Below are 22,946 nucleotides of genomic sequence, written 5' to 3'. Positions count from 1 at the left end.
TTTCCCACCCCTTCCCCGTTGAATACGCCTATGTCCGAAGCCAGTCCGTGTCTGAATTGCGGTGCCTGCTGTTCATACTTTCGTGTGTCTTTTTTCTGGGGCGAATGCGCCTCGTCCGGCGGAACGGTCCCCGACGAACTGGTGCAGAGCATCAGTCCCAGCCGGGTAGCGATGCTCGGTACCGACTGCAAGTCGCCACGCTGCATCGCCCTTGAAGGAGAAGTCGGCAAGGGTGTGAGCTGCTCGATCTACGCCCAGCGTGGAAGCCCATGCCGGGAGTTCGAGGCTTCCTGGATCGACGGCCAGCACAACGCCGATTGCGATGCCGCCCGGGCCGCGTTCGGCCTCGCCCCATTGGAGCCGGCGAACGATGAGCCCTGGTACGAGGAAAGCGCTTAGCACCATTGGCGATAACCCCCATAAGCAAATCATTAGGGCCAAAGTGCCACCGCCCATTGCAGCCATCGAGTGCCTTCTATACTGCAAGCACTCGTTGGCGCTGTTCCGCCGACGCCAGACGACTAAAAAAGACATGGGCACGCTATGGATTGGCTGGGTCTGCATTTCATTACCGAGCTTCCGGATAGCGGGCAAGTGGTCCTCCATTGCACCCACAATCCGGTTCTAGTGCTGCTGGCCTACCTGGTGGCCTGCGCCGCCAGCTTCGCCACCCTGGACATGGCCGAGCGCGTCAGCCATGTCGAGCAGCCAAGCAGCCAGCGCTTGTGGCGTTGGGTCGGTGCCTGCTGCCTGGCCGGCGGCATCTGGTCCATGCATTTCATCGCCATGCTGGCGTTCGAGGCGCCGCTGGAAATCCACTACGACCTGCCGCTGACCCTGCTATCGCTGTTCATCGCGCTGATCGCCGCCTGGCTGGCGATGGATACCCTGAGCCACATGCAACTGCCGCTCTGGCGCTACTGCCTGGCCGCGCTGTGGATCGGCCTGGGCATCAGCGCCATGCACTACGTGGGCATGGCGGCCATGCGCTCCAGCGCCAGCCTGTACTACGAGCCCAGGATCATGGGGCTGTCGCTGCTGGTGGCCATCGGTTGCAGCCTGGCGGCGCTCTTGTTGTCCCGGCACCTGCGCGATGGCAGCGGGATATTCCACCAGTTGCTCAAGTACACCAGCAGCCTGGTACTGGGCGGCGCCATCGTCCTCATGCACTTCACCGGCATGTGGTCCATGACCCTGGCCCTGCCCGCCGGGGCGCTGCCGATCGCGGTGACGCCCGATGGCAACCTGCAACTGGGGCTGACTGTCTGCGCGATCATCCTGCTGGTCATCGGCAGCGGCATCAGCGCAGCCCTGGCGGACAAGAAGCTGCAGCACAAGGAGCGCGACCTGCGCCGGGTCAACGCCCTGCTCTCGCAGCTCGACCAGGCCCGCGCGTCCCTGCAGCACGTGGCCCACTACGATGCCCTGACCAACCTGATCAACCGCCGCGGCTTCAACCAGCTGTTCGCTGAAAAGCTGATGGAGAAGAGCACCTTCGGCGGCATGCTGGCGGTGATGTTCCTCGACATCGACCACTTCAAGCGCATCAACGACAGCCTCGGCCACGATGCCGGCGATGAACTGCTCAAGGTCATCGCCGGGCACATCAAGAGCTCGACCCGCAACCATGAGGACGTGGTGGCCCGCCTGGGCGGCGACGAATTCTGCATCCTCATCAACCTGTACGGTCGCGACGAGGCCAGGAACATGGCCCAGCGCATCATGCACAAGATGAAGGAGCCGATCGAACTGGGCGGGCGGCGCATGGTGATGACCACCAGCATCGGCATCAGTATCTTTCCCGACGACGGCAAGACCTGCGAGGAGCTGCTGAAGAACGCCGACCTGGCCCTCTACCAGTCCAAGGACTCGGGGCGCAACAGCCTGCATTTCTTCAGTTCCAACCTCAAGACCCGGGCCACCCTGGAGCTGCAACTGGAAGAAGAATTGCGCAATGCGCTGCGCGACAACCAGGGCTTGCAGCTGTACTACCAACCGATCTACGACCTTCGCAGCGCCCGGGTCACCAAGCTCGAAGCCCTGGTACGCTGGCAGCATCCACAGCATGGCTTGTTGAGCCCGGATCGCTTCATCAGCATTGCCGAAGCCAACGGCATGATCGCCGAGCTGGACAGTTGGGTGCTGCGCAAGGCGTGCGAAGACCTGGCCTACCTGTCGCGCCACGGCCGCGGCGAACTGAAGATCGCAGTCAACTGCTCGGCGCTGAACCTGACCCGCGAAGAACTGGCCGGGGAGATCGAGAGCGCCCTGCGCGATGCCCAGGTGGCCCCCCAGCGCCTGGAACTGGAGGTCACGGAAAACGCCCTGATGGGCAACATCGCCAGCACCCTGGCGCTGCTCAAGCAGATCCGCGGCCTCGGGGTATCGCTGTCGATCGACGACTTCGGCACCGGCTACTCGTCCCTGGCCTACCTCAAGCGGCTACCGCTCAACACCCTGAAGGTCGACCGCTCGTTCATCCAGGACATCCCCAAGTCGATCCAGGACATGGAGATCGTCCAGGCGATCATCGTCATGGCCCATACCCTGCACTTGCAGGTGGTGACCGAGGGGGTGGAGACCCTGGAGCAACAGCAGCTGCTGGAGCACTACGGCTGCGACTACCTGCAGGGCTACCTGCTCAGCCGGCCGGTACCGTTGCTGGAGCTGCCCGGAGTGCTGGACGAACTCGACCAGCGTCATGCCGGTGCCCTCAAGCCTCGGCTGCCGGATCCCGATAGAGCTGAACCAGAGTCGCTGGATCTTTTTCCAGATAGCCTTGCCCACCATGCAGACGCATCAACTGCGCAGCTAACCCGCTGATCGGCGTCGCCGCGCCCTGCTCCCGGGACAGTTTCACCGCGCCATCCAGGTCCTTGAGCAAGGTGCGGACATGCCATTTCACCGGTTCGAAACGACTCTCGGCCATCTGCGGGGCGAGGATCTGCAATGGTCGCGAATCGGCGAAGCCACCGGCCAGGGCCTCGGCCAACAAACGCGCATCGACCCCGGAACGCTCGGCCAGGGCCACCACCTCGGCAATCACCAGGGCATTGCAGGCGACGATCATCTGGTTGCAGGCCTTGGTCACCTGGCCCGCGCCCACCGCGCCCATGTGCGTGACCCGCTGCCCCATGGCCAGCAACACCGGGCGCACCCGCTCGACATCCGCGGCGGTACCGCCAGCCATGATCGCCAGGCTGCCGGCCTCGGCGCCCTGGGTACCGCCGGATACCGGAGCGTCGACCCAACCCATGCCCGTATCGCGGGCCAGGGTGGCGGCCATCTCCCGGGTCGCCGCCGGCTCCAGGCTCGACAAGTCCAGCAGCAACTGGCCAGGCCGGGCGCCTTCGGCGATCCCGCCGGCGCCGAAGACCACCTCGCGCACCACCTCGGTATTGGCCAGGCACGACAGCACCAGGTCGGCCTGGTCGCAGAGCTGCGATGGCGCGGCAACTTGTCGCGCCCCGGCGGCCACCAGCGGCGCGCATTTGCGCGGGTTGCGGTTCCACACCACCAGCGGATAGCCCGCAGCCAGCAGGCGCTGGCACATCGGCAGCCCCATCAGGCCGATTCCGGCAAAACCGAGCGTAGGTAACGCTGACATCATATTGCCCTCATTTGATTAAAGATCATCGGATACTGGCCGATCCATCATGATTCAGGAAAGGATTCCCCCGAGCGTCGCTCAGAAAACACCCTGGCACCTTGGGCAAAATTCGCACTCCACGAAGCTGCGAGGTCCCATTCCGTGATGGCCCGCCGACACCTCGTCCGCGAGCCAACCTGACCAGGCACATGGCGCACAATGACTTCTAAAAACGATCCTGCCAACGCAGTCTCCGAGATGACGCTGACCTCCCCCAAACCAAGCCACTCAGATACGAAGCCATTGTCCAGTTCACGCCCCCAGTCGACCCAGCAGTACCTGTATTTCACCGAGACCAACACCGACCGCATCCTCGACAACCTCGACGGCCTGCGTGACACGGTATTCCCGCGTCCGGTGCACCTGGAAGACGAGCAGGAAAACCGCCGCGACCAGGAGTTTCCCTCGGTCTGCCTGATCGGCCTCGGCCGCTGCGGCTCCAACATCGCCCTGGACGTGGCGGAGCTGGTGTACAACGCCCGCAAGTTCTACCTCAACGAATTCAACAACGAAGACAAGTCCTACGAAGGCGGCTACAGCCCCGGCCAATGGATCCGCCAGAACCTGCGCCTGGGCCAGAACAAGGCCAGCAAGCCGGTGTTCCTGGTAGAGCCGCTGGTGATGCTCGGCGACCTGGACAAGGACATCGCCGGGCGCATCCGCTTCTCGCGCAAGGGCGAGAAGAGCGGGTTCATCCGCGACTACAGCAAGATGAAGATCATGGACCTCTCGGAAGTCCATGCCGGCGGTGCCGGTAACGCACCGATCCTCGGCCAGTACCTGGCCAAGATCATCCTCAACAAGGACACCCAGCGTTTCTCCAGCCCCGACTGGAAGATGATCCACTCGTACCTGATCGATTCCTGCGGGATCAAGGCCAACCAGTCGCGCCTGTACTTCTCGATCTTCAGCGCCGGCGGCGGTACCGGCTCGGGCATGGCCTCGGAGTTCGGCCTGGCCCAGCAGTACTCGTACATGAACAAGACCTTCGACACCAAGCCGATGGACGAGCACGACAGCAAGAGCGGGCACTCCTTCGTCTTCGAACCGATCTTCACCAGCGGCATCTGCGTGCTGCCGAATATCTCCGACCATCGCAGCGAAATGTCCGAGGCCCTGCACATCAACGCCGGGCGGCTGCTATGCAAGTACCTGTCCGAGGAGTGGGACTTCTCCTACAACTTCGATAACGAAGACAGCAGCGAAGCCAGCGTCATGGGCCGCATCCGCCCATGGAACGCGATGATGCTGATCTCCAACGACATCATGCGCTACGCCGAAGAAAGCGATGACGGCAACATCCAGAACATCGACGTCAATGCCATGGAGAAGCACGCCAACCAGTACATCTCCCAGCAGATCTTCAACATCCTCACCGCCCAGGCGGTGACCACCGACTACGACCAGAACTACTTCCGGCGCGCCGGCATCGATATCGGCGAGACCATCCGCCTGGACGCCAACGACCTGTTCATGAGCCTGGCCGGCCCGGTGGCGATCGCCTATGCCGAATCCGTGGTGCCCGAGCAACCGGTGCCCACCGGCGACAAGTTCAAGGTGTTCGAGAAAGAGCCGCAGCGCCTGAACATCGACGACCTGTTCTTCCGCTCCATCGACCTGCCGCACTTCAACAAGCAGACCCAGGCCATCGAAGGCATCAGCCTGCTGCCGATCGAATCCAAGCGTTATCGCGCGGCGCTGGAGCAATACAAGGCCTCGGGCTTCGACGCCGCGGCGCTGCATGACCTGCATTTCTTCAAGAACTGCTCGTCGGTGGTGTCCATTGTCTCGCTGCCCAAGGACTACAAGCTGTCCTATATGGATCTGAACCGGCTCAAGACCCACCTCAACAGCCTGTTCCCCAACACCACCCTCAAGCGCTATGCGCTGGTGATCGGCGCCTCGGCCAACCTGTCGCTGACCACCCTGATCGCCAAGAGCCCGTGCCTGTCGGACGATTTCCTGACGTTGATCGTGGCTTTCATCAAGCGCTGCTTCGCCCGCAATCCATACCGCTTCGACGATACCCTGGACAACTCGGTACTGGACTTCATCACCAGCGATCACTTCGACGAAGACCGCATCGACGACCTGCTCAACGAGTTCGAGAACCCGGCGAAGATCCTCGACACCAACTGGTATGCGATCAAGCCGATGTACGAGAAGAAGTACCGCGAGCTGATCAACGACAAGGACAAGTTCGTCTCGATCAACGACATCCGCCTGTCGCGCGATTGCGTGAAGAAAGCCATCAAGTACCTGCGGGAAATCTACCGCCACCGCATCGGCAAGACCCGGGTCATCTCCCTCAACCAGCACACCGGCAAGACCGCCTACTGATGCCCGAGCACCGGCCAGCCTCATCGACTGGCCGGTGCTCGGGTCATGCAAAGGGAAAGGATCTGGACGCTTGCGAAGGCTGCCGGGGAACAATTGGGCAGCTCGTCGGACGGGCTTGAAACTGTTCCCCTTCCGTGAACGTCACCTTGGCCAAAAGACCCCGTGGGGCCTTTCTCCACGGCAAGGTGCCATCACTGGATTCACGGTTACTCGGCTACACACTTTTGTCCGACAAAAGCCTGCACCAGTTCAGCGCACGGCCTCAGCTCGGTGCCCTTTCCTGGACCAGGATCCAGGGTGATACCACCACCGCCCACAATGTTGGATCGCGTTCCAGCAGATCGGACGCCCGCGTCGCAGACAGCTTTTCAACGTTACCCTGGGCCAACCAGGCCGCCGCTTTGTCCGCCTGGTTCTGGGCCACGGCCTGGGCCACTTCGATCAGATCCAGGTCGGCATCGACCCACAATAGGGCACCCTTGGCGAAGAACCGCTCCAGTTCCTTCCAGCTGATGGATGCGGTCTCACCAAGCAGCTTGGCATAGAGGGTGCTAGGTTCTTGAGTCATGGGACTGTCCAGAAAAGAAATCGGCGCAATCATAACGTCGGTGTCCTGGCAGAAAAACCCGGTAGCAAAAGCGTCATCGATCGAGAAGCTCAGAAGCGCCAGGGATAGACGCCGAAACGCGCGAAATGCCACGCCGCAAATCTGTCTTTTTCTTTCAATCAAGCGACACTCCGCGTTTTTGCCCCCAGCAGCCAGCTTTTCAAGCGAACGACCGGCGCACTACACTGTACCGGTACAGTTGCCAGGGGCATTTCCGACGGATATTTACGAAATATCTGGTTCGGTTCTGCGACTCAAGGCCGCCGGAACTATAAAAATTACAACAGCAAGAGTGGAGCACTATGAATAAGGCTACTAAGCAGATTTCCAAACTGTTTGCCGCTATGGTCCTGGCAGGTGTTGCCGGCCATTCGTTCGCAGCTGACACCATCAGGATCGGTATCGCCGGGCCCAAGACAGGCCCTGTAGCACAGTACGGAGACATGCAGTTCAGTGGCGCCAAGATGGCCATTGAACAGATCAACGCCAAGGGCGGCGTGAACGGCAAGAAACTCGAAGCCGTCGAATACGACGACGCCTGCGATCCCAAGCAGGCCGTGGCCGTCGCCAACAAAGTGGTCAACGATGGCGTCAAGTATGTGATCGGCCACCTCTGCTCCAGCTCCGCTCAACCCGCCTCCGACATCTATGAAGATGAAGGCGTGGTGATGATCACCCCCGCCGCCACCAGCCCCGATATCACCGCCCGTGGCTACAAGATGGTGTTCCGCACCATCGGCCTGGACAGCGCCCAGGGCCCGGCCGCCGGCAACTACATCGCCGACCACGTGAAACCCAAGATCGTCGCGGTGCTCCACGACAAGCAGCAATACGGTGAAGGCATCGCCACCGCCGTGAAGCAGACCCTGGAGAAGAAAGGCACCAAGGTCGCCGTGTTCGAAGGCATCAACGCCGGCGACAAGGACTTCTCCTCCCTGGTGGCCAAGCTCAAGCAAGCCAACGTCGACTTCGTCTACTACGGCGGCTACCACCCGGAACTGGGCCTGATCCTGCGCCAAGCCCAGGAAAAAGGCCTGAAGGCCAAGTTCATGGGTCCGGAAGGTGTCGGCAACGACTCCATCTCGCAGATCGCCAAGGACGCTTCCGAAGGCCTGCTGGTGACCCTGCCCAAGTCCTTCGACCAGGACCCGGCCAACGTCGCCCTGGCCGATGCGTTCAAAGCCAAGAAAGAAGACCCGAGCGGTCCTTTCGTATTCCCTTCCTACTCCGCGGTTGAAGTGATCGCCGGAGCCATTGCCAACGCCAAGAGCGAAGACGCGGCCAAAGTCGCCGAAGCCATCCACGCAGGCACCTTCAAGACCCCGACCGGCGACCTGAGCTTCGACGCCAAGGGCGACCTGAAGGACTTCAAGTTCGTGGTCTACGAGTGGCACTTCGGCAAGCCCAAGACCGAAGTCTCGCCTCAGTAAGGCTGGCCCTGGCCGACTGCCGATAAAGCCCACGGCTTTGCCGTGGGCTTTGTTTTACGAATGTATGGGCCGCGCTCCCGTGATCCGGGAGCCTGCCCACCTGAAAATCTCAAAACCGTCATCAGCGGTTCGCTGGCAAAGTCCAGCCCGAAGTGGGTGCAGACCTACGGGGCCTGGACGGGAAAATGACTCCACCAGTGAAATGCGTATCAGGTTTTTAGGAGCGTTGTAATGCCTGACATCTATCACTTCTTCCAACAGCTGGTTAACGGTCTCACCGTTGGCAGCACGTATGCCTTGATCGCCATCGGCTATACGATGGTCTACGGCATCATTGGAATGATCAACTTCGCCCACGGCGAGGTCTACATGATCGGTTCCTACGTGGCGTTCATCGCCATCGCCGGGCTGGCCATGATGGGACTCGACAGCGTCCCGCTCCTGATGACCGCGGCCTTTATCGCGAGCATCGTCGTCACCAGTGCCTACGGCTACAGCATCGAACGGATCGCCTACCGCCCCTTGCGTGGCAGTAACCGCCTGATCCCGCTGATCTCCGCCATCGGCATGTCGATCTTCCTGCAGAACACCGTTCTGCTGGCGCAGGACTCCAAGGACAAGTCCATTCCCAACCTGATCCCGGGCAGCTTCTCCATCGGCCCAGGTGGCGCACAGGAAGTGCTGGTCTCCTACATGCAGATCGTGGTGTTCGTGGTGACCCTCATCGCCATGCTCGGCCTGACCCTGTTCATCTCCCGCTCTCGCCTGGGTCGCGCTTGCCGTGCCTGCGCCGAGGACATCCGGATGGCCAACCTGCTAGGTATCAACACCAACAACATCATCGCCCTGACCTTCGTGATCGGCGCCGCGCTGGCGGCCATCGCCGCCGTGCTGCTGAGCATGCAATACGGGGTGATCAACCCCAACGCCGGCTTCCTGGTGGGCCTGAAGGCCTTCACTGCGGCGGTCCTGGGCGGCATCGGCAGTATCCCGGGCGCGATGCTCGGCGGGCTGGTGCTGGGGGTGGCCGAAGCCTTTGGTGCCGACGTGTTCGGTGACCAGTACAAGGATGTGGTGGCGTTCGGCCTGTTGGTTCTGGTGCTGTTGTTCCGGCCGACCGGCATTCTGGGCCGTCCGGAGGTTGAGAAAGTATGACTAGGAATCTTAAATCGGCGCTGTTCAGCGCCCTGTTGGTCTGGGCAGTAGCGTATCCGGTACTGGGCCTGAAACTGAGTATCGTCGGCATCAACCTGGAAGTGCACAACACCAGCCCGACCATCCTCGCCACCATCGCGGTGTGCTCGGTCCTGATGTTCCTGCGGGTGCTGTTCCATACCCAAGTCAGCGCCATGTGGAAGTCCTCGCCGAAAATGCCGCTGATCCCGGCCAAGGCCAGCAACTTCCTGACCCTGCCCAGCACCCAGCGCTGGCTGATCCTGGCCCTGATCGTCGGCGCCCTGGTCTGGCCGTTCTTCGGCTCCCGCGGCGCGGTGGACATCGCCACGCTGATCCTGATCTACGTGATGCTCGGCCTGGGCCTGAACATCGTGGTCGGTCTGGCCGGCCTGCTGGACCTGGGCTACGTAGGGTTCTACGCCGTCGGCGCCTACAGCTACGCGCTGCTGTCGCACTACTTCGGCCTGAGCTTCTGGATCTGCCTGCCCATCGCCGGCCTGATGGCGGCCACCTTCGGCTTCCTGCTGGGCTTCCCGGTACTGCGCCTGCGCGGTGACTACCTGGCGATCGTGACCCTGGGCTTCGGTGAGATCATCCGCCTGCTGCTGCGCAACATGACCGACCTGACCGGCGGCCCCAACGGCATCAGCAACATCGAGAAACCGACCTTCTTCGGCCTGAGCTTCGAGCGCAAGGCAGCGGAAGGCATGCAGACCTTCCACGAGTTCTTCGGCCTGCAATACAACTCGATCAACAAGGTGATCTTCCTCTACCTGGTGGCGCTGCTGCTGGCCTTGTTCGCGCTGTTCGTGATCAACCGCCTGCTGCGCATGCCGATCGGCCGCGCCTGGGAAGCCCTGCGCGAAGACGAGATCGCCTGCCGCGCCCTGGGCCTGAACCCCACCGTGATCAAGCTCTCGGCCTTCACCCTGGGCGCCTGCTTCGCCGGTTTCGCCGGCAGCTTCTTCGCCGCCCGCCAAGGCCTGGTGACCCCGGAGTCCTTCACCTTCATCGAGTCGGCGATCATCCTCGCCATCGTGGTGCTCGGTGGCATGGGCTCGCAGCTGGGGGTGATCCTCGCGGCGATCGTGATGATCCTGTTGCCTGAAATGATGCGTGAATTCAGCGAATACCGGATGTTGATGTTCGGCGCCATGATGGTGCTGATGATGATCTGGCGTCCCCAAGGTCTGCTGCCCATGCAACGTCCTCACATGGAGCTGCGCAAATGAGCCGCGAGATCCTGAAAGTTACCGGGCTGTCCATGCGCTTCGGCGGCCTGCTGGCGGTCAACGGCGTGGGCCTGACCGTCAAGGAAAAACAAGTGGTGGCGCTGATCGGCCCGAACGGCGCCGGCAAGACCACGGTGTTCAACTGCCTCACCGGCTTCTACCAGCCCAGCTCCGGCACCATCCTGCTCGATGGCGAGCCGATCCAGGGCCTGACCGGCCACAAGATCGCCCGCAAGGGCGTGGTGCGGACCTTCCAGAACGTGCGGTTGTTCAAGGACATGACCGCGGTCGAGAACCTCTTGATCGCCCAGCATCGCCACTTGAACACCAACTTCCTGGCCGGCCTGTTCAAGACCCCGGCGTTCCGCAAGAGCGAGCGCGAGGCCATGGAGTACGCCGGCTACTGGCTGGACAAGGTCAACCTGCGCGAGTTCGCCAACCGTCCCGCCGGGACCCTGGCCTACGGTCAGCAGCGACGCCTGGAAATCGCCCGCTGCATGATGACCCGGCCACGGATCCTCATGCTCGACGAGCCGGCCGCCGGCCTCAACCCCAGGGAAACCGAGGATCTCAAGGCGCTGATCAGCGTGCTGCGTGAAGAGCACAACGTCACCGTGCTGCTGATCGAGCACGACATGAAGCTGGTCATGAGCATTTCCGACCACATCGTCGTGATCAACCAGGGCACGCCGCTGGCCGACGGTACGCCGGAACAGATCCGCGACAATCCCGAAGTGATCAAAGCCTACCTGGGGGAAGCGTAAATGCTGCAGTTCGAGAACGTTTCCACCTACTACGGCAAGATCCAGGCCCTGCACAGCGTCAACGTCGAGATCCGCCAAGGCGAAATCGTCACCCTGATCGGCGCCAACGGCGCCGGCAAGTCCACCCTGCTGATGACCCTCTGCGGTTCGCCACAGGCCCACAGCGGCAGCATTCGCTACCTGGGCGAGGAGCTGGTGGGACAAAGCTCGGCGCAGATCATGCGCAAGAGCATCGCCGTGGTGCCAGAGGGACGCCGGGTATTCGCCCGCCTGACGGTGGAGGAGAACCTGGCCATGGGCGGCTTCTTCACCGACAAGGGTGACTACCAGGAACAGATGGACAAGGTCCTGCACCTGTTCCCACGGCTCAAGGAACGCTTCACCCAGCGTGGCGGCACCATGTCCGGCGGCGAGCAGCAAATGCTCGCCATCGGGCGGGCGCTGATGAGCAAGCCCAAGCTGTTGCTCCTGGACGAACCGTCCCTGGGCCTGGCGCCGATCATCATCCAGCAGATCTTCGACATCATCGAACAGCTGCGCCGCGACGGCGTGACGGTGTTCCTGGTGGAGCAGAACGCCAACCAGGCGTTGAAGATCGCCGACCGCGCCTATGTGCTGGAGAATGGCCGGGTGGTGATGCAAGGCACCGGCGAAGCGCTGCTGACCGATCCCAAGGTCCGTGACGCCTATCTCGGCGGCTAAGCGCCAGCGGAACCAGAAACGGCCCTTCGGGGCCGTTTTTTTTCGGGGCCAATAAAAAATCGCCAGGGGCTGTAACGAATCGCCAGGTGCCGTCTCTAGTAGGACAAGCGAGCACAAATGCTTCCTTGTCCAAACCCAACCCTGGAGAAACAACATGAGCCATCCTCGTACCCTGTCCGCCACTGCCCTGGTCCTGGCGCTGGGCTCTGCCGTCTGCATCGCCGCCCTGCCGGTCACGGCCCATGCCGAGGGCGACATGGAGAAGTGCTTCGGCGTCGCCATGAAGGGCCAGAACGATTGCGCGGCAGGTGCTGGAACCACCTGCGCGGGCACCTCGAAGACCGACCATCAGGCCAACGCCTGGAAACTGCTGCCCAAGGGCACCTGCGAGAAAACCGCCAGCAGCACCTCGCCCACCGGCTTCGGCCAGCTCCAGGCCTTCAAGGCCAAGTCCTGATGCCGCGGCCTGAGTGTCGATCATGAACATGCCCCTGAACCCGCACCGCCACGACGACACTCGGGCCTTGGCGTCAAGCCTGCCGCCTCGCGCTGGCCTGGGGCTCAAGACCGAGCACTTCAAGCAAGTGCTCGGCCAACGGCCCGACATCGGTTTCTTCGAGGTCCATGCCGAGAACTACATGGTGGACGGCGGCCCCTTCCATCACTACCTGGGCCTGATTCGCGAGCACTACCCGCTGTCGCTGCATGGTGTCGGCCTGTCCATCGGTGGCGAAGGCCCACTGGACAGCCTCCACCTGGAACGCCTGGCGGCCTTGATCGAGCGCTACCAGCCCCAGTCCTTTTCGGAGCACCTGGCCTGGTCCAGCCATGGCCCGGTGTTTCTCAACGACTTGTTACCCCTGGCCTATGACCAACCGACCCTGCAACGGGTCTGCGCGCATATCGACCAGGTGCAGGAACGCCTGGGTCGCCAGCTGTTGCTGGAGAACCCGGCCACCTACCTGCAGTTCCAGCGCTCGACCCTGGATGAGCCGGACTTCATCAGCGAGGTGGTCCGCCGCAGCGGTTGCGGCCTCTTGCTGGACATCAACAACCTGCATGTCTGCTGCGTCAATCACCAGCGTGAGCCCCTGGCCTACCTGCAGGCGCTGCCATTGCATGCCGTAGGGGAAATCCACCTGGCGGGTTTTGCCGAGGACCGCGATGGGCTGGGAGATCGCCTGTTGATCGACGACCACGGCGCCCCGGTGGACGATGCCGTCTGGGCCCTGTACCAGCAAGTCCTGGAACGTATCGGCCCCATGGCCACGCTGATCGAAAGGGACAATCGCATTCCGCCCTTCGCCACCCTCCAGGCCGAAGCCGGCAAGGCCGAGGCGTTGCTGCGCCAGATCAAGGAGCGCACATGAGCAGCCACGCTGAGTTCACCAGGGCCCTGCTGGACACCGGGCGGGCCTGCCCGCCGGGCCTGTACAGCAGCAACGGCGCCGATCCGGCCAGCCGCTTCGCGGTCTATCGCAACAATGTGCAGGGCTCGCTGCTCAACGCCCTGGCAGACAGCTACCCGGTGGTGGAGCAACTGGTGGGCCAAGCGTTCTTCAAGGCCATGGCCCGAACCTATATCGAGCGCCAGCCTCCCAGCACCCCACGGCTCAACGATTACGGCGAGGGGTTTGCCGAATTCATCGATGACTTCGTTCCGGCCGCCTCCTTGCCCTACCTGGGCGATATCGCCCGCCTGGAACGCTTGCGGGTCGAGAGTTATCACGCCGCCGATGCCCGGCCATTGGCAGCGGCGCAACTGCAAGAAGCCATGAGCCGACCGGAGCAGCTTGGCCGATTGCACCTGCACCTGCATCCATCGCTGCGCAGCCTGCAATCGAGCTACGCCGTGGCCAGCCTGTGGGCCGCGCACCAGGATGGCCGGCAATGGCCATCGTTCTATCTGCAGCGGGAACAACAGATTCTGGTGCTACGCAACGCCCTGGAGGTCGAGGTACTGGTGGTGGATGCCGGCTGCCTGGCCTTCACCGACAGCTTGCGCGCCCGGCAACCGCTGGCGGTCGCCGCCGCCCAGGCCCTGGATGCCCAAGCCGACTTCGACCTGGGCCGCTGCCTGGGCCTGCTGCTTGGCCACGGCGCACTCATTGACTTGTAACCGCAGAAGAAGACCGATCATGAATACCCAGACCCACTCCCCTATCGCCAACCTGCTGATGCGGGCCTGCCAGAAACTGGAACTCATCCCCTACAGCCTGGTGGCCTTCATCGCGCGCTTCAGTATTGCCGCGGTGTTCTGGAAATCCGGGCAGACCAAGATCGAAGGACTGGCCATCGACCTGGTTTCCGGGACGTTCGAGCTGGGTTGGCCGCACCTGGCGGACTCGACCATTCCCTTGTTTCAGAGCGAGTACCACTTGCCGATACTGGCTCCGGAACTGGCGGCGCACCTGGCGGCCTTCGCCGAGCATTTTTTCCCGGTGTTGATTCTGTTCGGCCTGGCCACGCGCTTTTCTGCCCTGGCGCTGCTGGGCATGACCCTGGTGATCCAGTTGTTCGTCTACCCGGACGCCTACCCCACCCACGGCACCTGGATCGCCATCTTCCTGCTGTTGCTGGCCCGTGGGCCGGGCACATTCTCCATCGACCACCTGCTTTGCCGCAGGCTGCGCTGAAGCCCTGGAAGGTCCTGCGGACCCAGCTCGTTTCGTCTGGCCATGGCCGCCGTTACAAGCGGTCCAGGGCTTCGCCGCTGCGGCGGAACCAGTCCATCAGGTAATCGGCCAGGACCTGGGTGCGCCTGGGTAATCCGCCCTGGTAGGGATGCACCAGGTACATGGGCATGCTGCGGGTCTGGTAGTCCCGCAGCAGCCAGCGCAGGCGACCATCGGCCAGCTCGCCATGCAGCACATAGGATGGCAGCCGGGCGATACCGGCCCCCACCAGGGCGGCCTTTTTCAGCAGGTTGTAGTGATTGCTGGCGAACGGCCCGTTGACCCGCACCCGCAACAACTCGTGACGCTGGTGGTAGAGCCATTCTTCACGCCCGCTGTAGTGGCTGTTGAGCAAGCAGCGATGGTTGGCCAGTTCCATGGGCGTGCGGGGCTCGCCGTATTGCTCCAGGTATGCCGGGCTGGCACAGGTCATTTCGTGCCAGGCCAGCAGTGGCCGGGCCACCAGGCGCTGGTCGTTGTCTACCGCGGAGCGCACCGCCAGGTCGAAACCCTCACGGGCCAGGTCGCGGTAGGCATTGCTCAGGTCCAGTTCGATCTGCACCTGGGGATACTGCCGGGAGAACTCCAGCAACAGGCCGTCGAAAAAGGTTTCCCCCAGGGACACCGGCACCGTCAGGCGCACCGGGCCGGCGACATCGTCCTTGAGCCGGGCCAGGGCCTGGTGGGCGCGATCCACCTGGGCCACCAGCGCCTGGGCCTGGGGCAGCAGCGCGGCACCGGCGGCGGTCAGGTCCAGGCGGCGGGTGGTGCGTTGCAGCAGCACCACCGCGAACCGCGCCTCCAGGGCGCTGATGCGCTTGGACAGCTGGCCCTTGCTGCATCCCAGGCGTTGGGCCGCCAGGGTGAAACTGCCGGCCTCCACCAATACGGCAAAAGCCGCGAGGTCATCCATTTCGCTCATGGATTGTTTCCACCAGAAAACCAAAGGTTGCCTATTAGCGCGTTAATCCATGGAAAAAACCACTCTAGACTGCAACCTCATCTCCCTTCTCACGAGGAACAGCCCATGAAGATTCTCCTGATCGGTGCCAGCGGCACTGTTGGCTCGGCGGTGGACCGGGAACTGGCGCAACGCCATGACATCGTCCGTATCGGCCGCAACAGCGGCGACTTCCAGGTGGATATCAGCGACAACCAGTCGATCCGCGCCCTGTTCGAGAAGACCGGCCGCTTCGATGCCCTGGTCTGCGCTGCCGGCAACGTCACCTTCGCGCCCCTGGGGGAGATGACCGCCGAACACTTCCAGCTGGGCCTGCAAGACAAGCTGATGGGCCAGGTCAACCTGCTGCTGATCGGCCGTGAGTACGCCAACGACGGGGGCTCCTTCACCTTCACCAGCGGAATCCTGGGCCATGACCCGATTCGCAGCGGCGCCTCGGCGGCCCTGGTCAACGGCGCCGTGGACAGCTTCGTCCGGGCCGCGGCCATCGAGCTGCCACGAGGCCTGCGGGTCAACTCGGTGAGCCCCAACGTGCTGGTGGAAGCCATGGGCAGCTACGCCCCGTACTTCCGCGGCTTCAAGCCGGTGCCGGCAGCGGACGTGGCGCTGGCCTACGCCAAGAGCGTGGAAGGCTTGCAGACCGGCCAGACCTACCACGTCGGCTGACGAAAAAATCCGGGGTTGTGATGAACGGTCGGGCTGCGTAACGTGTCGGCTTCCGCCTGGAGGCCCGATTGATGCGCACCGCCCGTTCCCTGCTCTGTTTCGCCCTGCTGCCGCTGTTCGCCGGTTGCCAGATGCTGCCCTTGTTCGATGACCAGCCCCAGGCTCCGTCCATGGCCGGGTTGACCCGGGTCCAGGGCGAGCTGAGCGCGGCGGACGGCAAGCTGCTGTTCAAGCCTTGCAGCGAAGACCGGCGCTACGTGGTCAGCGATGGTGGCGGCACCAGCGTGCTGCAGGAAGCCGCCACCCTGGCGGAAAAACAGGGCAAGTTGTTCGCCGACCTGCGGGGCAAGCTCTCCGCCAGTGGCAGCGGCGATGGCCAGCTGGACCTGCGCCAGCTGTATCGGGTGGAGCGCTCCAACGCCTGTGGCGATCCCAACTTCCAGCGCCTGATCCTGCGTGCCAGCGGCAAGAACCCGAACTGGAAGGTCGACGTCAACGCCCGTGGCATGCGCATCGAGCGTGACGGCCAGCCGCCCCTGGCCCTGCCATACCTGGAGGAGCAACTGGGCGATGGCCGCTTCAACCTCACCAGCGAAGCCAACAACCAGCGCGTCGAACTCTGGGTCGCCCCGCAACGTTGCGTCGACAGCCAGACCGGCAGCGTCCAGCACCTGAGCGCCGAGCTGCGAGTGGACGGCCAGGTCCAGCGCGGCTGCGGTTACTTCGGCGGCTCGCGCAACGACTGATTCGACGAGCAGCCGTTTTAACCTCACGGCCAGGGCGGATTGCGGCTTATAATCGCCGGTTTGTGCAAAGCAAGCCGGCGCACTGTCGCGCACCGCCTATCCGGACCCCGTCATGTTACGAATCACCGAACTCAAGTTGCCGCTCGACCATCCCGATGAAGACCTGCGCACCGCCATCGTGCAGCGCCTGGGGATCGCCAGCGACGACCTGCTGGACTTCACCCTGTTCAAGCGCAGCTACGACGCGCGCAAGAAGTCCTCGGAACTGTTGTTCATCTACACCATCGACCTCAACGTGCGCGACGAGGCGGCCCTGCTGCAAAAGTTCGCCGACGACCGCAACGTCAACCCGGCGCCGGACGTCAGCTACAAGTTCGTCGGCCAGGCCCCCGCCGGGCAGCAACAGCGACCGATCGTGGTGGGCTTCGGCCCGTGCGGTATCTTCGCCGGCCTGTTGCTGGCGCAGATGGGCTTCAAGCCGATCGTGCTCGAACGCGGCAAGGAAGTGCGCCAGCGCACCAAGGACACCTGGGGCCTGTGGCGCAAGAGCGTGCTCAACCCCGAATCCAACGTGCAGTTCGGCGAAGGCGGCGCCGGGACCTTCTCCGACGGCAAGCTGTACAGCCAGATCAAGGACCCGCAGCACCATGGCCGCAAGGTCCTGGAAGAGTTCGTCAAGGCCGGTGCACCGGAAGAAATCCTCTACATCAACAAGCCGCACATCGGCACCTTCCGCCTGACCAGCATGGTCGAGAAGATGCGCGAGGAGATCATCAACCTGGGCGGCGAGGTGCGCTTCGAGCAGAAGGTCACCGACCTGCTCACCGAGGGCGAGCAACTGACCGGCGTAGTCCTGGAAAGCGGCGAGCAACTGGCATCGCGCCATGTGGTCCTGGCCCTGGGCCACAGCGCCCGCGACACTTTCCGCATGCTCCACGCCAAGGGCGTGTTCATGGAGGCCAAGCCCTTCTCGGTGGGGTTCCGCATCGAACACCCGCAATCGCTGATCGACAAGGCGCGCCTGGGCAAGTACGCCGGCCACCCGAAGCTCGGCGCCGCCGACTACAAGCTGGTGCACCACGCCAAGAACGGCCGCTCGGTATACAGCTTCTGCATGTGCCCGGGCGGCACCGTGGTAGCGGCCACCAGCGAGCCGAACCGCGTGGTCACCAATGGCATGAGCCAGTACTCGCGTAACGAGCGCAACGCCAACTCCGGCATCGTCGTGGGTATTACCCCGGAAGTGGATTACCCGGGCGGCCCGCTGGCGGGCATCGAGTTCCAGGAGCGCCTGGAGTCCCACGCCTTCGTCCTCGGCGGCAGCAATTACCAGGCCCCGGCGCAGCTGGTGGGTGACTTCATCGCCGGCAAGCCCAGCACCGCCGTCGGCAGCGTCGAGCCGTCCTACAAACCCGGAGTGAGCCTGGGCGACCTGGCGCTGGCGCTGCCGGACTTCGCCATCGAGGCCATCCGCGAGGCCCTGCCGGCCTTCGAGCGGCAGATCAAGGGTTATTCCCTGCATGACGCGGTGCTGACCGGGATCGAGACCCGCACCTCGTCGCCACTGCGCATCACCCGTGACGCCTCGATGCAGAGCCTGAACCTCAAGGGCCTGTTCCCGGCCGGCGAAGGCGCCGGTTATGCCGGGGGCATCCTGTCCGCCGGCGTCGACGGCATTCGCATCGCCGAAGCCGTGGCCCGCGACATCCTCGGCATCCAGGCCTGAAGCAAGGATGGGGGGAGCCGCAACGGCTCCCCCTTGGCTTCAGATGCCGGCGCGCAACACGCTGGCAGGCAAGGCGGCTCCCTGCTCGACACTGGCCGCTACCGCTTCGATCAACTCCGCCAATTCATAGCCCTGCTCCGCCAGCCAGCGTTCATCGTAGTAGGTGGTCGCATAACGCTCACCGCCGTCACAGAGAATCGCCACGATCGATCCCGCCTCGCCAGCGGCGGCCATCTGCTGGGCGGCCATCAGCGCCCCCACCAGGTTGGTCCCGCTGGAGCCACCGACCCGCCGTCCCAGGCGCCGGGCCAGGTAGTGCATGGCGGCCAGGGACAGGGCGTCCGGGACCTTGACCATGGCGTCGATCACCTGGGGCAGGAACGAAGCCTCGACCCGTGGCCGGCCGATGCCTTCGATCCGTGAGCCGCAGTCCAGGCGCAAGCTGGCATCGCCGCTGTTGTAGTAGTCGAAGAACACCGAGCGTTCGGCATCGGCGCACAGCACCCGGGTCTGGTGCTGGCGATAGCGCACGTAGCGCCCCAGGGTCGCGGTGGTACCGCCAGTGCCGGGACTGGAGATCAGCCAGGCCGGCTCCGGGTAACGCTCGAAGCGCAATTGCTGGAAGATCGATTCAGCGATGTTGTTGTTGGCCCGCCAGTCGGTGGCGCGCTCGGCATAGGTGAACTGGTCCATGAAGTGTCCGCCACTCTCGCGGGCCAGGCGCTCGGACTCGGCATAGATCTGCGTCGGGTCCTGCACCAGGTGACTCTTGCCGCCATAGAAGGCGATCTGGGCGATCTTCTCCTGGGAGGTGGTGGCCGGCATCACCGCAATGAAGGGCAAGCCCAGCAGTCGCGCGAAGTAGGCTTCGGAGATCGCCGTGGAGCCGCTGGAGGCTTCGATCACCGGCGCCCCGGGCTTGAGCCAGCCATTGCACAAGGCATAGAGGAACAACGAACGGGCCAGGCGATGCTTGAGGCTGCCGGTGGGATGGCTCGATTCGTCCTTGAAATACAGTTCGATGCCCGGATGACCGGCCAGGGGCAAGGGGATCAGATGGGTGTCGGCACTGCGCTGGAAGTCGGCTTCGATGATGCGGATGGCCTCGCGGGCCCACTGGCGATTGTCGCTCATGTTCTATTCTCGTCGGATCGAACGCCATACCGGCGCTAGAAGATGAAATGCACCCGGCGCAGGAGATCCAGGTCCGGGACCGCTGGCATTTTTTCGTGGATGGAAAAGCCCTGCGGCCCACTGCCGCCGGACATGTTAGGAAATAACTCGCAGCCCTGACAGGTACAGCTGTGAAGCAATTGGAAACACAACTTCCAAGAGCGTTTTTCAGCAGGCCGCTTGCCCTCTACATATAACAAAAAAGAATATAACTTTTGTTTTAACAACCAACTGTACGGGTTAGGGTGTGCCACCTTGTTTGCTTTTAGATGGAGAGCGCCCCTTGCCTCTGCGTAGTACTTTCACTCGTTTCTTTGCCATGGAGGCAGCCAGCGGCCTGTTGCTGATCGCTGCCGCCATCCTTGCGCTGATCATCAACAACTCGCCCCTGTCCTGGTTGTACAACGGCCTGCTGGAAACCCCGGTGGTGGCCCAGGTCGGCGCCTTGAAGATCGCCAAGCCGCTGCTGCTGTGGATCAACGACGGCCTGATGGCCCTGTTCTTCCTGCTGATCGGCCTGGAGGTCAAGCGTGAAGTCCTGGACGGCCAGCTGTCCAAGCCTTCGCAGGTAGTGCTGCCAGGGGCGGCGGCCATCGGCGGCATGCTGGTGCCGGCGCTGATCTACTGGTTCCTCAACCGCGACAATCCGCCGGCCCTCAACGGCTGGGCGATTCCCACCGCCACCGACATCGCCTTCGCCCTCGGGGTCCTGGCGCTGCTGGGCAAGCGGGTACCGACCTCGCTGAAGCTGTTCCTGATGACCCTGGCGATCATCGATGACCTGGGCGCCATCGTGATCATCGCGATCTTCTATTCCGGTGCCCTGTCGACCTTGTCGCTGATGCTGGCGGCGGCCTGCATCGCGGCGCTGGTGGCGATGAACCGCCTGGGCGTGGTCAAGCTCGGGCCCTACATGATCATCGGCCTGATCCTCTGGGTCTGCGTCCTCAAGAGCGGCGTCCACGCGACCCTGGCGGGCGTGACCCTGGCCTTCTGCATTCCCTTGCGCACCCGCAATGCCGAGCCTTCGCCGCTGCTGGCCCTGGAACATGCACTGCATCCCTGGGTGTCGTTCGGCATCCTGCCACTGTTCGCCTTCGCCAACGCCGGCTTGTCGCTGAGCGGCGTGACCGTCGAGAGCTTCACCCACTTCGTGCCGATGGGCATCGCCGTCGGCCTGCTGCTGGGCAAGACGGTCGGGGTATTCGGCCTGACCTGGCTGGCGGTCAAGACCGGTCTTGCGGCCCTGCCGGCCGGGGCCAACTGGGGCCAGGTGTTCGGCGTGGCGATTCTCTGCGGGATCGGCTTCACCATGAGCCTGTTCGTCGGCTCCCTGGCGTTCGTCCCGGGCAGTAGCGAGTATGCCGGCATGGATCGCATGGGCATCCTCACCGGCTCGCTGTTCGCCGCCCTGATCGGCTATGCCGTCACCGCCGCAGCCAGCCGCAAGAGCACCTCCCTGGCGTCCTGATCGGCGAAGTTCTCCCCCGCCTGAAAACACAAAACCCCGGTCAGTTGCCTGGCCGGGGTTTTGTTTGGCTGAAGGATAATCAGCGAGTTACACGGCTGGTACCGTTGACGCTCATGATGCGTATACGGTCGCCAACACGGAACACTTCGTTTTCCTGAACTTGCTGTACATAGGCACGCATGCTGCCGTCGTCTTCACGCACGGTGATCTCCACGCCCTGGGTACGGGTCAGCCCTTCCTCGGTGGCCGAGCCGAGCAGGCCGCCCGCCACGGCACCGATGACCGCAGTGACGATGCTGCCACGACCGCCGCCGATGGCGCTGCCGCCCACGCCGCCGATCACCGCGCCAGCGGCGCCGCCGATAGGGGTCTTGGTGCCTTCGATCTTCACCGGACGCAGGGATTCGATGGTGCCCATACGTACGGTTTGCACGCGACGCGCTTCATCACGAGAGTAGGAATCACCGGTCAGGTTGGAGGCGCAACCGCCGAGCAACATGGCCATCGTGGTGAAGGACGCAACCAGCAAAACAGACTTACGCATAGGATCAACTCCAAGGGACAATAAATCATTAGACTCCGCAGCTTGACACCTGTCACGGCGCCGCCCGGATAAAATTGCTTTCATTCAGCCCAAGTACAGGCTGCGTGTACTCCGGACGCTCTCGCTACGGTAGCCCCAGCCTCCAGCATAACGCTATCGAACAAGGGATTTTCCATGGATTACTTCATCATCTTCGTGGTCACGGTCGCCGGCCTGTACTTTCACTGGTGGCTGTACGTACGTATCAAGCGCTGGACGGACCGGGACCTGGCGTTGTCGATGGCCGGGACCGACGCCCAGAAGAAGCAATACATGTTGCAACAATTGGCCGAAGCCCAACGCCAGAAAGTAAAACGCCGGGACCTGCCGCAATGGCTGGAAGCCGCTGCGGCAGGTTATCCCGGCGAGTGATCCAAGAGTTTCAGGGAGCGAGGCGCTCACGCACCCACTGCAGGTCCTGTAGCCGATAGTTCAAGCGATCATGCAGGCGACTGGGGCGCCCCTGCCAGAACTCGATACGCTCCGGCAACAACCGGTAACCACCCCAGTGCTCCGGACAGTCGGGCTGGCTGTCACTGAAGCGTGCCTCGGTGGCCTTGAGCAGCTCCTGCAGCTCACCACGATCGGCAATCACCCGGCTCTGCGGTGATGCCCAGGCGCCCAGGCGGCTGCCCAAGGGACGTACCTGATAATAGGCATCGGATTCCTCGGCAGAGACCTTGACCACCCGTCCCTCGATCCGCACCTGGCGCTCCAGGGTCGGCCAGAAGAACGTCATGGCGGCAAAAGGCCGCGCGGCCAGCTGCTGGCCCTTGGCGCTCTCATAGTTGGTGAAGAAGGTGAAACCCTGCTCATCCAGTCCCTTGAGCAACAGGATGCGGCAATGGGGACGACCGTCGGCATCGACGGTCGCCAGGGTCATGGCATTGGCTTCCACCGGTGGCTGCTCGGTCTGCACCGCTTCGGCGAACCACTGATGAAACAGTGCGAAGGGTTCGGCCGGAGCCTGGGCCTCGGACAAGCCGTCGCGAGCGTAGTCGCGACGCATGTCAGCCAGAGACTGGGTCATGCCTGCTGTTCCTTA

The 22,946-nt window shown here is 63.2% G+C and carries 23 protein-coding genes; 17 read left to right on the top strand and 6 right to left on the bottom strand.

Annotated features, from left to right (window positions below):
• The first annotated feature begins 30 nt into the window (after positions 1–30).
• Entirely contained in the window at positions 31–399 is a 369-nt protein-coding gene (locus AC3WK8_RS06295) for a YkgJ family cysteine cluster protein (RefSeq protein ID WP_053135500.1), read from the top strand.
• Between the two features lie 144 nt (positions 400–543).
• A complete protein-coding gene (locus AC3WK8_RS06290) occupies positions 544–2,823 on the top strand; it encodes a putative bifunctional diguanylate cyclase/phosphodiesterase (RefSeq protein ID WP_085599172.1) in 2,280 nt (759 codons plus the stop codon).
• On the opposite strand, the gene AC3WK8_RS06285 is transcribed toward AC3WK8_RS06290, so the two are convergent.
• Positions 2,714–3,610: an NAD(P)-dependent oxidoreductase gene (locus tag AC3WK8_RS06285; protein WP_085599174.1), complete on the bottom strand. Its 897-nt coding sequence runs from the start codon at positions 3,608–3,610 to the stop codon at positions 2,714–2,716. The genes AC3WK8_RS06290 and AC3WK8_RS06285 overlap by 110 nt on opposite strands.
• 198 nt (positions 3,611–3,808) lie before the next feature.
• Between AC3WK8_RS06285 and AC3WK8_RS06280 the strand changes: the two genes are divergently transcribed.
• The gene (locus AC3WK8_RS06280) at positions 3,809–5,989 is read left to right on the top strand and encodes a hypothetical protein (RefSeq protein WP_085599176.1); all 2,181 of its coding nucleotides are present in this window, start codon (positions 3,809–3,811) and stop codon (positions 5,987–5,989) included.
• Positions 5,990–6,251: 262 nt separating this feature from the next.
• Here AC3WK8_RS06280 and AC3WK8_RS06275 read toward each other — a convergent pair whose 3' ends face one another.
• Entirely contained in the window at positions 6,252–6,557 is a 306-nt protein-coding gene (locus AC3WK8_RS06275) for a DUF2288 domain-containing protein (RefSeq protein WP_103324197.1), read from the bottom strand.
• Positions 6,558–6,898: 341 nt separating this feature from the next.
• Here AC3WK8_RS06275 and AC3WK8_RS06270 point away from each other — a divergent pair, with 341 nt between their 5' ends.
• The 9 genes from AC3WK8_RS06270 (at position 6,899) to AC3WK8_RS06230 (ending at position 14,536) form a co-directional block, all read left to right on the top strand.
• Positions 6,899–8,026 carry a branched-chain amino acid ABC transporter substrate-binding protein gene (locus tag AC3WK8_RS06270; RefSeq protein WP_085599179.1) on the top strand — a complete coding sequence of 376 codons (1,128 nt, stop codon included), beginning with the start codon at positions 6,899–6,901 and terminating at the stop codon, positions 8,024–8,026.
• A gap of 231 nt (positions 8,027–8,257) precedes the next feature.
• Complete coding sequence (gene livH, locus AC3WK8_RS06265) at positions 8,258–9,181, top strand: high-affinity branched-chain amino acid ABC transporter permease LivH (RefSeq protein WP_022642711.1); 924 nt, start codon at positions 8,258–8,260, stop codon at positions 9,179–9,181.
• On the top strand, positions 9,178–10,434 hold the full coding sequence (locus AC3WK8_RS06260) for a high-affinity branched-chain amino acid ABC transporter permease LivM (RefSeq protein ID WP_031321035.1): 1,257 nt from the start codon (positions 9,178–9,180) through the stop codon (positions 10,432–10,434). Before livH ends, AC3WK8_RS06260 begins: the two co-directional genes overlap by 4 nt.
• A complete protein-coding gene (gene livG / locus AC3WK8_RS06255) occupies positions 10,431–11,198 on the top strand; it encodes a high-affinity branched-chain amino acid ABC transporter ATP-binding protein LivG (RefSeq protein ID WP_022642709.1) in 768 nt (255 codons plus the stop codon). The genes AC3WK8_RS06260 and livG overlap by 4 nt, the downstream gene beginning before the upstream one ends.
• A complete protein-coding gene (locus AC3WK8_RS06250; protein WP_022642708.1) occupies positions 11,199–11,900 on the top strand; it encodes an ABC transporter ATP-binding protein in 702 nt (233 codons plus the stop codon).
• A 154-nt stretch (positions 11,901–12,054) separates the two neighbouring features.
• Positions 12,055–12,357: a BufA1 family periplasmic bufferin-type metallophore gene (locus tag AC3WK8_RS06245; protein ID WP_085599183.1), complete on the top strand. Its 303-nt coding sequence runs from the start codon at positions 12,055–12,057 to the stop codon at positions 12,355–12,357.
• 28 nt (positions 12,358–12,385) lie between these two features.
• The gene (gene bufB / locus AC3WK8_RS06240) at positions 12,386–13,270 is read left to right on the top strand and encodes an MNIO family bufferin maturase (protein ID WP_103324204.1); all 885 of its coding nucleotides are present in this window, start codon (positions 12,386–12,388) and stop codon (positions 13,268–13,270) included.
• The gene (locus AC3WK8_RS06235) at positions 13,267–14,019 is read left to right on the top strand and encodes an HvfC/BufC N-terminal domain-containing protein (RefSeq protein WP_103324196.1); all 753 of its coding nucleotides are present in this window, start codon (positions 13,267–13,269) and stop codon (positions 14,017–14,019) included. Before bufB ends, AC3WK8_RS06235 begins: the two co-directional genes overlap by 4 nt.
• Positions 14,020–14,038: 19 nt before the next feature.
• Entirely contained in the window at positions 14,039–14,536 is a 498-nt protein-coding gene (locus AC3WK8_RS06230) for a DoxX family protein (protein WP_103324195.1), read from the top strand.
• A gap of 52 nt (positions 14,537–14,588) precedes the next feature.
• On the opposite strand, the gene AC3WK8_RS06225 is transcribed toward AC3WK8_RS06230, so the two are convergent.
• Complete coding sequence (locus tag AC3WK8_RS06225) at positions 14,589–15,497, bottom strand: LysR family transcriptional regulator (protein ID WP_022642703.1); 909 nt, start codon at positions 15,495–15,497, stop codon at positions 14,589–14,591.
• 105 nt (positions 15,498–15,602) lie between these two features.
• Here AC3WK8_RS06225 and AC3WK8_RS06220 point away from each other — a divergent pair, with 105 nt between their 5' ends.
• The 3 genes from AC3WK8_RS06220 (at position 15,603) to AC3WK8_RS06210 (ending at position 18,674) form a co-directional block, all read left to right on the top strand.
• A complete protein-coding gene (locus tag AC3WK8_RS06220) occupies positions 15,603–16,202 on the top strand; it encodes a short chain dehydrogenase (protein WP_103324194.1) in 600 nt (199 codons plus the stop codon).
• 71 nt (positions 16,203–16,273) lie between these two features.
• A complete protein-coding gene (locus tag AC3WK8_RS06215) occupies positions 16,274–16,948 on the top strand; it encodes a COG3650 family protein (RefSeq protein ID WP_022642701.1) in 675 nt (224 codons plus the stop codon).
• Between the two features lie 112 nt (positions 16,949–17,060).
• Positions 17,061–18,674, top strand: coding sequence for an NAD(P)/FAD-dependent oxidoreductase (locus AC3WK8_RS06210; RefSeq protein WP_085599192.1), 1,614 nt, complete (start codon positions 17,061–17,063; stop codon positions 18,672–18,674).
• A 39-nt stretch (positions 18,675–18,713) separates the two neighbouring features.
• Here AC3WK8_RS06210 and AC3WK8_RS06205 read toward each other — a convergent pair whose 3' ends face one another.
• The gene (locus AC3WK8_RS06205) at positions 18,714–19,808 is read right to left on the bottom strand and encodes a PLP-dependent cysteine synthase family protein (RefSeq protein ID WP_022642699.1); all 1,095 of its coding nucleotides are present in this window, start codon (positions 19,806–19,808) and stop codon (positions 18,714–18,716) included.
• Positions 19,809–20,130: 322 nt separating this feature from the next.
• On the opposite strand from AC3WK8_RS06205, the gene nhaA reads away from it, so the two are divergent.
• Positions 20,131–21,318: a Na+/H+ antiporter NhaA gene (nhaA, locus tag AC3WK8_RS06200; protein ID WP_022642698.1), complete on the top strand. Its 1,188-nt coding sequence runs from the start codon at positions 20,131–20,133 to the stop codon at positions 21,316–21,318.
• A gap of 79 nt (positions 21,319–21,397) precedes the next feature.
• Here the strand turns inward: nhaA and AC3WK8_RS06195 are convergent, their stop codons facing one another.
• Complete coding sequence (locus tag AC3WK8_RS06195) at positions 21,398–21,862, bottom strand: outer membrane lipoprotein (RefSeq protein ID WP_103324193.1); 465 nt, start codon at positions 21,860–21,862, stop codon at positions 21,398–21,400.
• Positions 21,863–22,036: 174 nt separating this feature from the next.
• Between AC3WK8_RS06195 and AC3WK8_RS06190 the strand changes: the two genes are divergently transcribed.
• Positions 22,037–22,273: a hypothetical protein gene (locus AC3WK8_RS06190; RefSeq protein WP_085599194.1), complete on the top strand. Its 237-nt coding sequence runs from the start codon at positions 22,037–22,039 to the stop codon at positions 22,271–22,273.
• A gap of 10 nt (positions 22,274–22,283) precedes the next feature.
• Here AC3WK8_RS06190 and pdxH read toward each other — a convergent pair whose 3' ends face one another.
• Complete coding sequence (pdxH, locus tag AC3WK8_RS06185) at positions 22,284–22,931, bottom strand: pyridoxamine 5'-phosphate oxidase (RefSeq protein ID WP_022642695.1); 648 nt, start codon at positions 22,929–22,931, stop codon at positions 22,284–22,286.
• Between the last annotated feature and the right edge of the window lie 15 nt (positions 22,932–22,946).

Source organism: Pseudomonas sp. FW507-12TSA, from assembly GCF_058781435.1.
Note: the sequence above shows the minus strand (reverse complement) of the source record. Positions and strands in the feature narration are given on the sequence as shown.